The 14,690-nt window shown below is 47.1% G+C and carries 13 protein-coding genes; 8 read left to right on the top strand and 5 right to left on the bottom strand.

What is annotated here, in order from left to right; genetic code table 11:
* The coding region (locus QZT80_RS01540) for a polysaccharide lyase family protein (protein WP_295116913.1) at positions 1 to 1,613 on the bottom strand (1,613 nt) is incomplete at its 3' end.
* Positions 1,614 to 1,880: 267 nt separating this feature from the next.
* Here QZT80_RS01540 and QZT80_RS01535 point away from each other — a divergent pair.
* Positions 1,881 to 2,447, top strand: a complete 567-nt coding sequence (locus QZT80_RS01535) for a dihydrofolate reductase family protein (protein WP_295116911.1) — start codon at positions 1,881 to 1,883, stop codon at positions 2,445 to 2,447.
* 75 nt (positions 2,448 to 2,522) lie between these two features.
* Here QZT80_RS01535 and QZT80_RS01530 read toward each other — a convergent pair whose 3' ends face one another.
* Together QZT80_RS01530 and QZT80_RS01525 are read right to left on the bottom strand one after the other, a co-directional pair.
* Positions 2,523 to 3,281, bottom strand: coding sequence for a DUF3307 domain-containing protein (locus tag QZT80_RS01530; RefSeq protein WP_295116910.1), 759 nt, complete (start codon positions 3,279 to 3,281; stop codon positions 2,523 to 2,525).
* Positions 3,278 to 3,901 carry a SatD family protein gene (locus tag QZT80_RS01525; protein ID WP_295116909.1) on the bottom strand — a complete coding sequence of 208 codons (624 nt, stop codon included), beginning with the start codon at positions 3,899 to 3,901 and terminating at the stop codon, positions 3,278 to 3,280. The genes QZT80_RS01530 and QZT80_RS01525 overlap by 4 nt, the downstream gene beginning before the upstream one ends.
* A 225-nt stretch (positions 3,902 to 4,126) precedes the next feature.
* Here QZT80_RS01525 and QZT80_RS01520 point away from each other — a divergent pair, with 225 nt between their 5' ends.
* On the top strand, positions 4,127 to 4,390 hold the full coding sequence (locus QZT80_RS01520; RefSeq protein ID WP_295116908.1) for a dihydrofolate reductase family protein: 264 nt from the start codon (positions 4,127 to 4,129) through the stop codon (positions 4,388 to 4,390).
* A 6-nt stretch (positions 4,391 to 4,396) separates the two neighbouring features.
* On the opposite strand, the gene QZT80_RS01515 is transcribed toward QZT80_RS01520, so the two are convergent.
* Together QZT80_RS01515 and QZT80_RS01510 are read right to left on the bottom strand one after the other, a co-directional pair.
* On the bottom strand, positions 4,397 to 5,170 hold the full coding sequence (locus QZT80_RS01515; protein WP_295116906.1) for a sterol desaturase family protein: 774 nt from the start codon (positions 5,168 to 5,170) through the stop codon (positions 4,397 to 4,399).
* 62 nt (positions 5,171 to 5,232) lie between these two features.
* Positions 5,233 to 5,826 carry a Crp/Fnr family transcriptional regulator gene (locus tag QZT80_RS01510; RefSeq protein ID WP_295116905.1) on the bottom strand — a complete coding sequence of 198 codons (594 nt, stop codon included), beginning with the start codon at positions 5,824 to 5,826 and terminating at the stop codon, positions 5,233 to 5,235.
* A gap of 146 nt (positions 5,827 to 5,972) precedes the next feature.
* Here QZT80_RS01510 and QZT80_RS01505 point away from each other — a divergent pair, with 146 nt between their 5' ends.
* From QZT80_RS01505 to QZT80_RS01480, 6 genes are all read left to right on the top strand, one after another.
* Positions 5,973 to 6,560, top strand: a complete 588-nt coding sequence (locus tag QZT80_RS01505) for an RNA polymerase sigma factor (RefSeq protein WP_295116904.1) — start codon at positions 5,973 to 5,975, stop codon at positions 6,558 to 6,560.
* A gap of 65 nt (positions 6,561 to 6,625) precedes the next feature.
* Positions 6,626 to 7,825, top strand: coding sequence for a FecR family protein (locus tag QZT80_RS01500; protein ID WP_295116903.1), 1,200 nt, complete (start codon positions 6,626 to 6,628; stop codon positions 7,823 to 7,825).
* Positions 7,826 to 8,053: 228 nt separating this feature from the next.
* Entirely contained in the window at positions 8,054 to 11,353 is a 3,300-nt protein-coding gene (locus QZT80_RS01495; protein ID WP_295116902.1) for a SusC/RagA family TonB-linked outer membrane protein, read from the top strand.
* Positions 11,354 to 11,363: 10 nt separating this feature from the next.
* The gene (locus QZT80_RS01490) at positions 11,364 to 12,824 is read left to right on the top strand and encodes a RagB/SusD family nutrient uptake outer membrane protein (RefSeq protein ID WP_295116901.1); all 1,461 of its coding nucleotides are present in this window, start codon (positions 11,364 to 11,366) and stop codon (positions 12,822 to 12,824) included.
* A 26-nt stretch (positions 12,825 to 12,850) separates the two neighbouring features.
* On the top strand, positions 12,851 to 13,618 hold the full coding sequence (locus QZT80_RS01485; RefSeq protein ID WP_295116900.1) for a hypothetical protein: 768 nt from the start codon (positions 12,851 to 12,853) through the stop codon (positions 13,616 to 13,618).
* 30 nt (positions 13,619 to 13,648) lie between these two features.
* Positions 13,649 to 14,581: an ABC transporter ATP-binding protein gene (locus QZT80_RS01480; RefSeq protein WP_295116898.1), complete on the top strand. Its 933-nt coding sequence runs from the start codon at positions 13,649 to 13,651 to the stop codon at positions 14,579 to 14,581.
* The last annotated feature ends 109 nt before the right edge of the window (positions 14,582 to 14,690 follow it).

Genomic DNA, 14,690 nt, shown 5'->3' with positions numbered 1-14,690 from the left:
TCCACGAACGCGCCCGCATCTTTTACCGGGCCGGAGGAAATAATGTCTTTATCGCTTACCTGTTTGTTCGTCCAGGTGCCGAACTTGCCGACCGGCCGGTCGAATTCCATCACGAAGTGAACTTTGTAATCCTGGTTCACATCGCCGGACCAGGCGTTGGGGGTGAACTGGCGGCTTACGCCTTCAATGCGCCTGTCGCTTACCTTGCGAAGGGTGACGTCTTTAAGGTCGTACCCATATTCCGCCGGAATTTGCAGGTCGATCATGATCCGGGAGTCAGTGCCCTTCGGATAGGTGTAACGTTGAAAGCTACAGCGCGTAGTAGCGGTTAGTTCTGCTTTGATATTGTAATCCTTCAGGACCACTTCGTATGAGCCTAAAGGGGCTTTTTCAGTTGATTTATCGATTTGAGAGCGGTAGCCATCATCTTCGCTACGCTGCGTGCCTTCCTTAATTTTCAGGGGGCCATTTACGGGCAGGGTGCCCAGGCCGGCCATCGTCCATTCGTGGATGTGGCTAAAGGTGCCCACACTTTCGTAGATCGGATCGTAGCCCGCCTGCCAGCCTGCGTCCTGGTTGTCGGGACTCAGTTTCACCATGCTGAAGGGCATCCAGGGGCCGGGTGCTATCATCCAGCGCGAATGGGCTGTGCCCATTCTGGTATCTACGTAGCCGGCAGGTGTTTGCTTTGCCTGTGGTGAGCGGTTTACTTTACCGGTTTGCAGCAGCACGCCATCCGCGTAAATGTCATAGCGGCTTTGTTGGGCCGTCTTCACTGCGGGCATGGGTACTTCAAATAGATAAGCTGCTGTGTCGAGGCGTTGGCTGAACACTTGTTTGCCGTCCAGTTTTACCTGTAGCATTGGTTTGCCACGCAGGTGTGCTGCTTGTACCAGTAACGGTTGTACGCCGGTCGCCTGGAGTTCGTAGGGAGCCGGTGTTACGCTTCTTATAAAAACTTTATCAGGCTGGATGAGTTTTACGCCGGCCGGTCCGGTCAGTTTCACCTGGTCGAATACAAGCCAGCTGCCTTCCAGAATAGTAAAGGAGATGTCATTGCCACCCTGTTTTAGCAGTTGGGATGGAACTGGTATTGTAATAACGTATTCTGTAGCTCCGGCCAGGTCGCCTGTAATCGTGTTATCCATCGGTCTGCGGGGCAGTTTTTCCAGGAAGGATTTGCCGTTTACCGTGATCTTCAGCCAGGGCGGTGTTGCGTGCTGGTAGCCTAAGAGATCGATGACCAGTTTGTAATCGCCGTTGGGCGGGGTGCTTTCGAGGCCGAACAGGATATTGGCATGATGGGTACGGATGCCTGCCGTAGGACTCGTACCGCCCCAGGCGTCTTTCGGTCCGGGGAGTACATAGGGCCAGTCTTTTTTAGGACTGTCGCGGCCTACCAGGTAAAAACGGTCTTCCCAGCCAAAGTCCTGTGCCAGGAAATCTTTGTAGCTGCCGGGGGCGAGCGCCATCTCGTTACTGGTATGATCGTTTTTGCCGATTTCCCAAATGGAATGTTGTGCCTGGGTGAACAGTGGCAATGTTAGCATGGTGGCCGATAGCAGGCTGCGGAGCGATCGGGCCAGGCGCGAATTTGGTGTCGAGGTATGCATGAATTGTGGTTGAGAATGAACCCAACTTACGGAATATGTTCAGACATTCAAACAAGTGGAAAGTAAAAGACATATGGATGACTGGAGGAACGTTGTCGGTCGCTGCCCCGGTCTGATCATTGTCTGGCTGTTACCGGTTCCGCTTTGTTATTAACGAGGCATTTTTTACGAGATTATCAATCCCTGGTCATTGCCTTTTTTCAAGTTTCAGCGATCGCGCCATACCGCCGATAGTTTTGTATATTGACCCTAAAAGATACCATCCACATGAGAAAACTGGTCCTATTCGCACATATTTCCCTCGACGGTTTTGCCGGTGACAGCAACGGCGGCCTCGGCTTCCTGTCATATGACGGTGAGCTGCAGCAATTCGCGGACGAACTGGTTAAAACAGTAGGGGCACCGCTGTACGGCAAAAACACCTATCACTTAATGGAAGGCTACTGGCCCACCGTATTGAACGACCCGAACGCAAGCGGGCATTCACTTGCACATGCGAAATGGGTGCAGGATATTCCTAAAGTAGTTTTCTCCACCACATTGACCAGTGCCGACTGGAATAACACCACGTTGATCAAGGACAACATTGTGGACGAAGTAAACAAACTGAAACAGCAACCGGGCAAAGATTTGGTGATATTCGGCAGCCCCGGTCTGGCTAAAAGCTTAATGAAACTCGGGCTGATAGACGAGTACAAACTGACCCTGCACCCCGTGATATTGGGAGAAGGGATCAGTTTGTTCGATAATAATATAGAGATGAGCAATTTGAAACTGCTGGCGTCAAAAACGCTGGGTTCGGGCGTTGTTACGCTGCATTACACGAAGCGATGAGCTGCCGGCAAGCAGTAATTAAAATGACTGCTGGATTCCAATGGTGAAATGTTCATAGACATCATGAGAGAAATTTCATTTCAATAATTCTATTGTTATCACTCCTATTGCCACGGCTATGCCAAAGCTGAGAAGTGTACCGATCAAAATATATTCTGTCAACTTCATATCTTTAGCTTCTTTCAAATCTCCAAATCGGAAAACAGATTTCGCAGCAAGTAGAAACCCTACTCCTTCCCATTTGTTTAACAGGATGAAGGCGAGTACAAGTAGTCGTTCAAGCATACCAATAAGCTGACCTGCATTTTTTAGCGATTCTGTATCTGTTTTTGAAGTACTATGAGCGACGTTGAGGCTGTTTTTATCCTCGGATGCCCATTGCGATACTATGTTACGGATAATGAAAGATGTTGGCCTCAGTAGAAATATAATTGCTGTTACGGGCACCAGGATTTTTTTATTTGACAATGCATCCCAATTAATTTGTATTTTCTCTGCAAGTGCCCAAACAAGTATTATTGAAGTTATATGTGCTGCCTGGTCTATAAAAAAAAATACGCTTTTTGTTTTGGGGGTTTGGAATTTCAGTTTGATCCCGTCTATAAAAAGATGAAGTACAGATATCGAAATTACTTGTTTCCACAGAAGATTGTCTGCTTTCCAGAACAAAATGTTACCAGTGACAATTAACAAGAGTAAGAAGTGGATTATTACATGAATGTAGAGATATATCGATCTGAGTTTTTTTTGATCTTTATGATGAACCCAGGTATCACGCTGCAGAAAAAAATCTCCAATGATATGAGCTAATATAAATTGTATCAATATTATCATTGTATTTCGAGTTGGTGTAATATTTTTTTTCTGAAGAAAATTTCAAGTTCTGCTATTTCGCCGTAGTGAGCTCTCGACTGTCTCTCGCTTATACTTGATTGTCTTCTGCCAATTTTTTCACCAAGTTCTTTTTGTGAAAGATTGTCATTGCCCATGCTTAGCACCACGAGCTCCGCAGATGACGGACTCCATTTGTCCATCGCAATTGAAGCTAAATTGATCATTAAATTAAGTTCGCTGTCTAAATTGGGCCAGGGTGACTTAATGGCAAGGTTTTTCCTTATTTTTTTGAGTAGTTCGAATTGTTCTCCGGAATTTATGAAGGCAGGTCCGTTGGACTCCGTTATTTTGGGTGCAGTAAAAGTTTTTTGTCCTATGCCTATTGCCATTCGCACATCTAAGTCCTTAGTTGACCGAATGTGCGCTTTTATATAGGTGGCGACCCAGAAAGATTCTTCAGGTTTAGAGATTTCTAACTGGAAACTATCTCCTCTGAATATTTCCCAATTTTTAGGGGCACGGCCATACTTAGACAAAACCGTTTTTAAGGGTTTTATCCAATTATCCTGGTTAGCCACTTTTCTGGAATTGATAATATCACCTGTGATTATACTTATCATTTTACTAAAATCGGTTAAAATCCCGATATTTCCAATTATCGGCTTTATGACCGATAATCTATGATATCGGCTAATGGGCCGATATTATCTTTCATGTTACAAACAACTATTTAACCTCAACGCTGGGACGTTGTTGTGTTTAGTCCTAAGGCCTAGTAGTGCCCTATTATGCAGGTCAGCCTCACAAGCTAACGCTTATGAGCGCAAGCCTACATCATATAAACATTGATCAAAGACGACATTGTGGAACAGGTTAACAAACTGAAACAGCAACCGGGCAAAGATTTGGTGATATTCGGCAGCCCCGGTCTGGCTAAAAGCTTAATGAAACTCGGGCTGGTAGACGAGTACAAACTGACCCTGCACCCCGTGATATTGGGAGCAGGGATCAGTTTGTTCGATAATAATATAGAGATGAGCAATTTGAAGCTGCTGGCGTCAAAAACGCTGGGTTCGGGCGTTGTTACGCTGCATTACACGAGGCGGTGAGCTGTGTTATTTGCCGCTGCCAAAACGTTGCTTCTGTATCCGGTCATATTCTTTCACGTAGTCAGGATTCTCTGTTTTCATCAGTTTATCCCACCAACGGAAATACAAACTGTAATTGCCTTTGAACTTACTGTGATGAAGATTGTGGTATACGGACGTATTGATGATCTCGAAGAGGTAGGAGTTACGAAGTCCTTTTGGCATGATCTCGTACCCAAGATGACCATACACGTTGATGATCAGGCTGACAACGGTAAACAGGATAAGCATGTCCTGGTGCATAGGCAGGGTAAAGGCAAGTACCAGTAAAATACCGCCTTCTGCAACTGCTTCCAGTACGTGAAAGGAGTAGGACGTCCAGGGCGATGGATTTACCGACTGGTGATGCACCACGTGGGTGAAGCGGAATATTTTCTTATGATGCATCAGGCGGTGCATCCAGTAAAAGTAGGTATCGTGGATAACGAGGCTCAGCACAAGGCTGACTGGCAGCCACCACAGTGGGTAAGCATGGATATCGGTGTAGAGCAGGGTGTATGATTTCAAGGGCGTAAACAGGACGATAGCCATTATCACGGCGAATACCAGGCTGGAGGAGCTGGAGTGCAGTATTTCCCGCAGGAAGTCTTTTTTAACGGCTTTCCGGGTTTGGATTTTGTATTTGGCGGTCGAGGACGACAGCAGCAGGTAGAAAAGCAAGAACGGGATGCCCGCCAGTACTACATACCTGACAAGCGTGATGCTGAATATTACACCAAATGTGGTGGCCAGTTGTTCCATATAAAATAATTTACGGAACAAATGTAGGCCGGCTGAATGGTGGCAGAATTAACAAAAGATAATTAACGGGAATACCTGGAAGTAATTCTTTTCCGGATACGGCTCAGCGAAACTGGTGTAATACCGAGCAGCGTAGCCAGGTGTTTGTCGGATACCCGTTGCAGCAGGTCGGGCTTGTCCTGGATCAGCTGAAGGTACCGTTCTTCAGGAGTTTGCAGTACGAACGATTCTATGCGCTCCAGCGACTGGGCGAGCATATCCAGTACAAATTGATACCTGGCCTGCTCGAATACAGGCTTGTTGGCTAGTAGTTTTTGTATGACGTCATAATTCACCTCCACTATAGACGTGGCTTCCAGGGCATGATACGTAAAACGCGACGGCTTCCCCAGGAGAATACTGTCGTAGGAGGCGACGATCTGTTCCTCCCACCTGAGCAGCACGGTGCTTTCGATTCCCTTCTCATTAATATGGTAACACCGGATCAGGCCTTCTTTGATGTAAGCCAGCCTGGGGCTGTTTTCTCCTTCACGGATATATACATCGCCGGGTTCGAGCTGCCGTTGTTGGGTAGCGCTGATTAAGCCGGGCAGGTCGGCCGGGTCTATTCCTTTAAAGAGATGAATATAGAAGGCCGTTTTATCTGGATCAAGCATCTGTAATTTGGTTTCCCGGGAATTGATAAAGGACCGGAAACGTGAAAATAGGATAAATCATTGAACCCTCGTCCCGTTCGTCATTTGCATTTTTATACCTTGATTTTTTGATTATTTTTACCGTCAACTAAAATCGGGCTGCAAATTTGTCGCAGGAACCATCTTATAACGAATACCAACTGTTGCGGGGATTGACTGCGGGGAACACGTCGCATTATTCTTACATTTTCAAAGAGTATTACAGCGCACTTTGCCATTACGCCGAAACGATTATTGGCGAGCCCGGGCATGCAGAAGATATCGTGCAGGACGTTTTTGAACGATTATGGCAGAAGCCTTATGCCTTCGAGGATCTCCGCCATCTGAAGGATTTCTTATATAAATCGACCCGTAACGCCGCCCTCAACTTCCTGAAAGGGGCGCAGCATAGTAAGGAACGCCAGGCCAAATTTCTCCATGAGCAGGAACAATCGGCCACCGCGGACGACCTGGACATCATCCGCATGGAGGTTTTCAGGGTCATTTACCGCGAAATAAGCAACCTGCCCGACCAGTGCGGGAAGATCGTTCGCATGAGTTACATCGAAGGACTGAAAAACGAGCAGATCGCCGAAATCCTTTCTATTTCCCTCCAAACGGTCAAAAACCAGAAAACCAGGGGCATGAAGCTGCTGCGGATGCGCCTGTCGCCGGTTGTATTGGCCTTATTTTCCCTGTTCTCCCACCACGCTTAAATTTTTTTTCGGTTCCTTTAGTACGATCGGGATACCATGTTGTAATAATATAAACAACAACAGACATGGCGTCTTCTTCTAACGATCCATTCATCATTGCAGCACTCATTTCCCGTTCGCAACAGGGTTTGCTTACGGCCGGTGAGCAGGAGCAACTGGATGCATGGATCGCTGCCAGCGACGAAAACCGGCAGTTATGGATGGAATTGAACAATCCCGGCGTACAACAACAAAACGTGCGTGCAATGGCCCGTTTTGACGAAGACGCGGCGCTGGAACGTTTTCTTGCCAACAAACCTGTTAAATCAAACGTACACCGGATGCAATTCCTTCGCACATGGAAATGGGCGGCGGCAGCGCTGGTAGTGGCGTTAGGTGTATCAACTTATTTTCTGCTGATAAATGATACGCGAACTTCCGACGGGTTTGGCCGGAAATCCGCCCAGCACGACATTCCCCCGGGTAAAAACGGCGCCATCCTTACACTGGCAGACGGTACGCAGTTGGTGTTAGACAGTTTGGGCGATGGGAAAATCGCTACCCAGAACGGAACGCAAATTTCACTGAACAATAACGAGCTGATATACGATGCTTCTGCCGCCACAGACGGGGCGGCCCATAATACCATAACCACACCTAACGGTCGCCAGTACCATATCATGCTGCCCGATGGTACCGAAGTGTGGCTGAATGCAGCATCTTCTATACAATACCCTGTTGCTTTTAAGGGAAAAGAGCGAAGGGTGAAAGTGAGCGGGGAGGTTTATTTTGAAGTAGCTAATAAGAGCTGGCAGCCATTCGTAGTGGAAGCCGATAAGATGAAACTGGAGGTGCTGGGCACGTCATTTAATATTAATACTTACGACGACGAAAAAACGATCCGTACCACACTGTTAACCGGTGCTGTGAAAGTAACACCACTGGAAGGCAGTAAACCAAAGGTGCTGGTACCCGGCCAAACTGCCGTATTAAGCAAGCAGGACGCACCGGAAGGCGCTTCGCTCACCGTCACGGAAACACCTGATCCGACTAAAATTATCGCATGGAAAAACGGCCTGTTCAATTTTGACGGCATGGATTTATACAGTGTAATGCGCCAACTGGAGAGATGGTACAACATAGAGATACAATACGTTGGAAAACCGGATAATGTAATCTTCAAAGGGAAAATGCACCGCAATACGAACCTTTCAGATGTATTGAAAGTACTGGAAACGATGGATGTGAATTTCGAACTGAAGGGGAATATTTTGTATGTAAGATAGAGAATGTAAAAGACGTTGCTTAAACGAAACCGGAAGTGCTCGCGACACTCCCGGCGGTTGTTCAAGTAATGTAATAACCAAAATCAGGATAAAGACTGCTTATTTATTCACTTAAACATTCCGTTCCTTATGAGAGGGACGGTTATCTGCAAATCTATGCAAATTATTTTTTATTGCATGCGGGTCCCTTATGCACGGAAACGCGGCTCAACCAAATCTCTGTTAGTCATGAAGCTAACATTCTTTCTCCTTACCGCTGCACTGTTGCAGGTATCTGCCAGAGGCCTTTCACAAAGCATCAACTTTAACGGTAAAAACGTTGCACTGGAAAAAGTGTTTGCAGCCGTAGAATCGCAAACCGATTATGTGTTCCTGTACAAGGCCAGCGCTTTGTCAGTCGCAAAACCGGTCACCATCAGTGCCAAGGCAACCGACATGACAACCTTTCTCAACAAGGTGTTCGAACACCAGTCGCTGACTTACAAGATCATTGACAAAAACATCCTGGTATCTCAGAAAGAGTACAGGATGGAGATGGGCACTGCACCGGTTGATACGGTGGCGAAACAGGAAATGATCAATGTATTCGTTTATGCTGCCGGTTACACGCCATTGGGCAGTGCTACCATCAGCAATCTTACCGACAAACGGAACTACCTGACCTCAGGCGCCGGGTCGGCCCAGTTGCCGGTAAGGCTGGGCGACCAGATGCGGGTCAGTTATATCGGGTATGTAGATCATCTGTTTCAAATAACTGAGGCGGTACTTGCTGCCAGGGCGTACAACTTTGAGATGGTACTCTCCGAAAATAAACTGGATGAAGTACAGATCACGGTGTTAGGCACCACCAATAAAAGGAAGGGCACGGCTAACATCGCTACGGTGAAAGCCAGCGATATCGAAAGGCAGCCTGTGGTAAATGTATTGGACGCCATCGCAGGCCGTGTTCCCGGCCTCCGGATCAGTCAAACGGCCAACACCGCAGGTGCGAGGAAAGTAGAATTGCGCGGCCGGAACGTGCTGAACGAAAATATGTATACAGATCCGCTGTATGTGGTAGACGGATTGCCGATTGCCACCTTATCCGTTAACCCATTTGGTGCAGGTACACCTGTTAACGGTGGTTATTCCATTTCCGAAAGTCCTTTGTACATGATCAATCCGCTGGATATTGAAAGCGTGGACGTGCTGAAAGATGCGGACGCGACTGCCTTATACGGCTCCAGGGGCGCCAATGGTGTTATTCTCATTACGACTAAAAAAGGAAAGCCGGGCCCTACCAGGTTTAATGTAAACTACTCTAAAGTGTTTTCAGGCGTGCAGCGTTACATGGATATGATGAATACCGACCAGTACCTGGCGGTAAGAAAAGAAGCCATGCTGAATGATGCCGTTTTACCTACCCAGGATAATGCGCCGGACCTTACGATATGGGACCAGAACGCTTATAGAGACTGGCAACGTACCTTCTTTAAAAATCAGCAGTCGGATGATGTGCAGCTGAGCGTGGAAGGTGGAATGCTGCAGAATACATACCGCGTGAGTGTAGGATATACCTCCACCACGGAGATGTACAACCAGGGCAGGGGCAACGATCGTTTAACGATGGGCGTGTCTTTCAACCACCGCAGCCCGAACGGCAAACTGATGGTGGACCTCTCTACCAATAATACTTATTCAAATAATGAATCTGCCGCTACGTTAGACTTTTTCTCATTGGCGCCTAATGCGCCATGGATTTATGACGAGAACGGGCAGTATAATTTTGTTCCCTACCGGACGCAGTTTGGTACTAATTATCCATTCAGGGACATCAAAAACTGGCAGGAGAATCAAACACTGAAAAGCCAGACCAACATCGGGTTTACTTACGAAGTGTTCAAGGATTTCACAGCAGGCGTGCGTGTTAGCGGAGAATTTTTTTCCAATAAGGGTGGCCAATATACGCCTAAAGCCGGAAAAGATCCCATGTTCTTTCCCTTTAGTATGGCATTTTTTAATAATGGTTCCGGAAAGAGCCTGCTCATAAGGCCGAATATAAATTATGTGAAGCTTTTCGGTGGTGCCAGGGTGAGTGTTTCGCTGGCAGCAGATTACAGTTACGCCGATCAGGATGCGGTAACGGTGATGGGGATGATGTTCTCTAACGACAATCTCATCAAAAGCTATTCGAATGCCCAGTTTGTGCAAACCATGAATAATTCTGCGCAGCTGAAAGTTGCCTCTGTACTGGCTACGGTTGCCTTCGACTGGGAGAATAAGTACATCGTTAACCTGAATGGGAGGAGAGATGGTTCTTCGCGCTTCGGGGAAGGGAACCGTTTCGGGAACTTTGGATCTGCCGGAGTTTCGTGGGTTTTATCTAATGAAGAATGGTTTAAGGCAGGTAACATAGATTGGTTGTCGTTTGCCAAAATCAGGTCTACGTACGGCGTGATGGGCAATGCCAATGTGGGCGATTATCAATACCTGTCGCGCTGGTCGAACATTCCTCCAGGGGGTATAGAACCATTACCAGACTATGATGATCAGACTATTTATACGCTCGTACAACCTGTTAACCAGAAATACAGTTGGTCTAGCGCCAGTAAGTTCGAAGTGGGAGCCAGGCTCGGATTTTTCAATAGCAGGCTGAACATCGAAAGTAACTTCTACATCAACAAAGACGGAGAGCAGTTGACTGATATTAAAACGCCGGCATTCACAGGCTTTTCTTCCGTGGTGGGTAACTGGCCCGCCGTGATCCGTAACCAGGGTGTGGAGCTGATGTTAGATGCAACCATTCTGAACACGAATACCTGGGGCATCACCGCCCGTTTCCAGGTAAGTAAGAACAATAATACGCTGGTGGCTTTCGAAGGACTGGAAGAATCTCCCTACAGGGATATGTACAGGATCGGGAAATCCGTAACCTCCAAGTCTTACACACGTTATATCGGCATCAACCCGATGAAAGGAACGCCTGAGTTTGAGGATTATAATGGCGACGGGATCAAGTCTCTCGGGATGACGAGCTCCAATTACCCCGACACGGAGCTGGATGATCATTATAAAGTGATTGACCTGAACCCGAAATATTTTGGTGGGGCCGGCTTTCGGGTAGACTTTAAAAGAGTATTGTCGCTGGATGCACAGTTCAGTTTCGAAAATGCGCTGACCACCGACTATTTAAATAACCTCGGGTACGGTGGTATGAATAACATGGTGTTGTACGATGAAATTGCCAAAAGGCATTGGCAACAGCCGGGCGACAAAGCCCTTTACGCAAAGTATACCACTACCAACAGCGGCGTAATGTACGGATCGGATGCCTACTATGCCAAAGGTTCATATGTAAGCCTGGACAACCTGAGCCTGTCGTATATACTGCCGGCAGCATGGTTAAAGAAGGTGGGTATGAAGCAGGGTACGTTGTCCGTGAATTCATCAAAGATTTTCAAACTCACGCAATACCGGATGACGGATGTTGAGCTGGGCACTACGCCGCAGATCAGAAGGATTGCTGCTAATGTGAGACTAAGCTTCTAAAATCAATCGTATGAAAAAAATTGCTTTCAATATAACTGCAGCCGGTGTTTTATTGTCAGGCCTGTTGCTAACAGGGTGCGATAAACTCCTGGATATAAAAGACCCGATAAATTCAATCACCACCAACCAGGTGTTCCAGACCGACGATCAGGCATCTGTTGCACTGAACGGGTTATACTCTTTCATGATTAACGGGGGAGAGCAGGAAGTTTCTGGACTGATGCCGCTGGGCACCAATTTATACAGCGCCGGCGGAATTACGATGGCTGCCGGGCATTCGGCGGATGAATTATATCACCCTTCGCTTAACGGGCAGTACGAGTACTATGTGGAACTATCCAACAAGATTACATTGTTGAACGTGGGCTTTTCCTCAAAAATGTGGAAAACGGCCTATAAGGGTATTTTCAATGCTAACGCGCTCATAGAAGGGGTGAAGGCCTCTACGTCCAAAGAGTTTACACAGGCCTACCGGAAACGTGTGCTGGGCGAAGCGCTGGCTGTAAGGGCCATGGGGTTCTTCTACCTGGTAAACCTGTTCGAAAAGATCCCTCTTGCCTTATCCATCGATTATAATAATACACAAAAGCTCCCTTCCGCCAAGCCTGAAGCTGTGTATCAGCAAATCATCAACGACCTCGAAGAAGCGTCGGGGTATCTTTCTGAAAATTACGACGGTAACAACACTGAGCGCATACGTATCAACAAATGGTATGTGAAAGCAATGCTGGCCAGGGTGTACCTGTTTAACAAAAACTATGAAAAAGCCTGGCAGCATGCTAATGATGTAATTAGCCGCACAGATTTATTTAAACTGGAAAACCTGAACAACGTGTTCGGCATATCCAGCCAGGAAGTTATTTTCCAGTTGAAGCAGATCAACACTTCGAACTTACGGGGCAATGCCACGCCAGAAGGGCATGCGATGACAAGCCGTTACATGACACCCATGCTACTGAATGCTTTTGAAGCAGGCGATAACAGGAAGACGGAATGGACGGTTGCCACCGGCGGCACGCCATTTAACCCGCCCGGTTTTCGTCCGGCCAAGTACAAGATCAATTCCAACAACCTGGAGTTCGGCGGCTACAGGTCTGAGTATTATGTAGTGATGCGACTCGCGGAAATGTACCTGGTGAGGGCAGAAGCGAATATGTTGCGCAGCGCGGCCAATAAAAATATGGTGATTGATGATCTGAACGCCATCAGGGAACGTGCGGGGTTGGGCGATCTGCCTTATACATTAACCGATAAACAGGTAACAGATACCCTCGCGCATGAAAGGCGCATAGAGTTGTTCGCCGAATGGGGACACCGCTGGCTCGACCTGAAAAGGACGAACAAGGCGACCGAGGTGCTGTCGCAGATATCTTACAAACAGCCGTGGAGCCAGCACCAATTGCTGTACCCCGTGCCTCCGGACGAGAGACTGCTGGGCAACCAGCTTTCCCAGAATGAAGGCTACAACTAAAAGTGATCACCCTTAAATCAAGAAAGATGTTTCAATTCAGCTATAAAAAATATTTCCAGGCGGGCATGATAGCGGCAGGTATGATATTGCTCGGCACTTCCTGTAAAAAGGAATTACGGGAAGAGATATACCCGGCCTCTTTGACGATCGTGAACGGTATTAACGATAATACCTCGTTCCTCACTACCTATTTTGGAACTACAAGCCCGAAAGCGTACGCCAGGCTGGCTCATATTAGCAGTGGCAACTCCCTTGACTATGCTACCGAAAAAATGGTGCAACCGGTTACGTTGTTCAGGAACAACGATACGCTCGTTCCCAATAAACCCTTCCTTAAAACCAGTCTGCAACTGGAGCCAGGTGGTATTTTTACGCATTTTGTGTACGGTAGCCCAACACAGGCAAAACAGAAAACTGTAAAGGAAACATTGCCTCACCGTACCCTGAACGACAGTGTGGCCCATCTCCGGATCATCAATCTCTTTGAAAACCGAACGATCGATATACTGCAACTGGAGCCGGTGCCGGGCGTTATGGTCACTAATCTCGCCTATGAACAATTGTCGGATTTTATAAAAGTGCCTGTTACGACCTCTATAGAGAACTTCGTTTTTGAAGTGAAAGATCATGCAACAGGCGCCACGCTGACCACCTTAACAGAAGTAAATATGTACCCCGGCGCTACCACGCCGAATAACCAATGGTTGTTTAAGCCACGTACGATGCTGGTTACCGGAACGTGGGCGGCTGCGGGCGATTTTTCAGCCAGGGCAAAAACGATCGGTCATTTTTAATCCAAGTTTTTAATTCATAAGTAAGATTATATGCATCCTATATTAAAGGTGGAAAACCTATCGCATAAGTATGCCAGTAACTGGGCAATACGCGAGATCAATTTTGAGATCAATGATACCGGTGTAGTCGGATTACTGGGGTCCAACGGAGCGGGAAAGTCGACCACGATGAATATTATTTGCGGCACCCTGCTGCAAACGGAAGGCAATGTTTCTATCAACGGATTGAACATCAAAGATGATCCTATCGCCTATAAAAAGCAGATCGGCTTTTTGCCGCAGCAGGCGCCTCTGTACATGGATTTTACCGTGCAGGAATACCTGGAATATTCTGCGCAGTTAAGGCTGATGGAAAAGCGCCTGATCAAAAGAGCGGTGGAAGAAGTACTGGAGAAAACGTCTATCACACAGATGCGTTCGCGCCTGATCAAGAACCTGTCGGGCGGATACCGCCAGCGTGTAGGGATCGCGCAATCCATCATCAATCATCCTAAAGTGGTGATTCTCGATGAGCCTACCAATGGTCTTGATCCCAACCAGATCATTGAAGCCAGGAAGCTGATCAAAGAAATTGCAAAGGACCGTGCCGTATTGTTGTCGTCACACGTGTTATCTGAGATCAACCTGCTGGCCAAAGAAATCATCATGATCGAAGCAGGACAGGTGGTGTTTTCCGATACCCTCGATGCTTTCAACAACATCCTGCAGCCCAATACCCTGGTAGTAAGGATGCTTCATATGCCTGCACCCGAAGAATTGATGGCCATAGAAGATGTGCAGAAAGTAGAGTTACTGCCGGACAACAAGTGCCGCATCTGGTTTCAGCCCAACGACGACCTGGCAGAAAGAATTGTAAGGAAAAGCGCAGAGAAAAACTGGAGACTCACTGCTATTCAAACAGAATCTTCCGGTATGGACGATGTATTCAAACAATTATCATCAAATTCTTCTTCAATCTTATAGTAATGAGAGTAGTTTTTAATATAGCGCGGGCGGAATTACGGTATTTCTTCTTTTCGCCGATCGCATGGTTTGTATTGATTTTATTCCTGATGTCCAGTGCGGGCATCAT

Source organism: uncultured Chitinophaga sp. (assembly GCF_902168175.1).
Lineage (GTDB): Bacteria > Bacteroidota > Bacteroidia > Chitinophagales > Chitinophagaceae > Chitinophaga.
The sequence above is the reverse complement of the archived record's forward strand: the minus strand, read 5'-3'. Positions and strand labels throughout refer to the sequence as shown.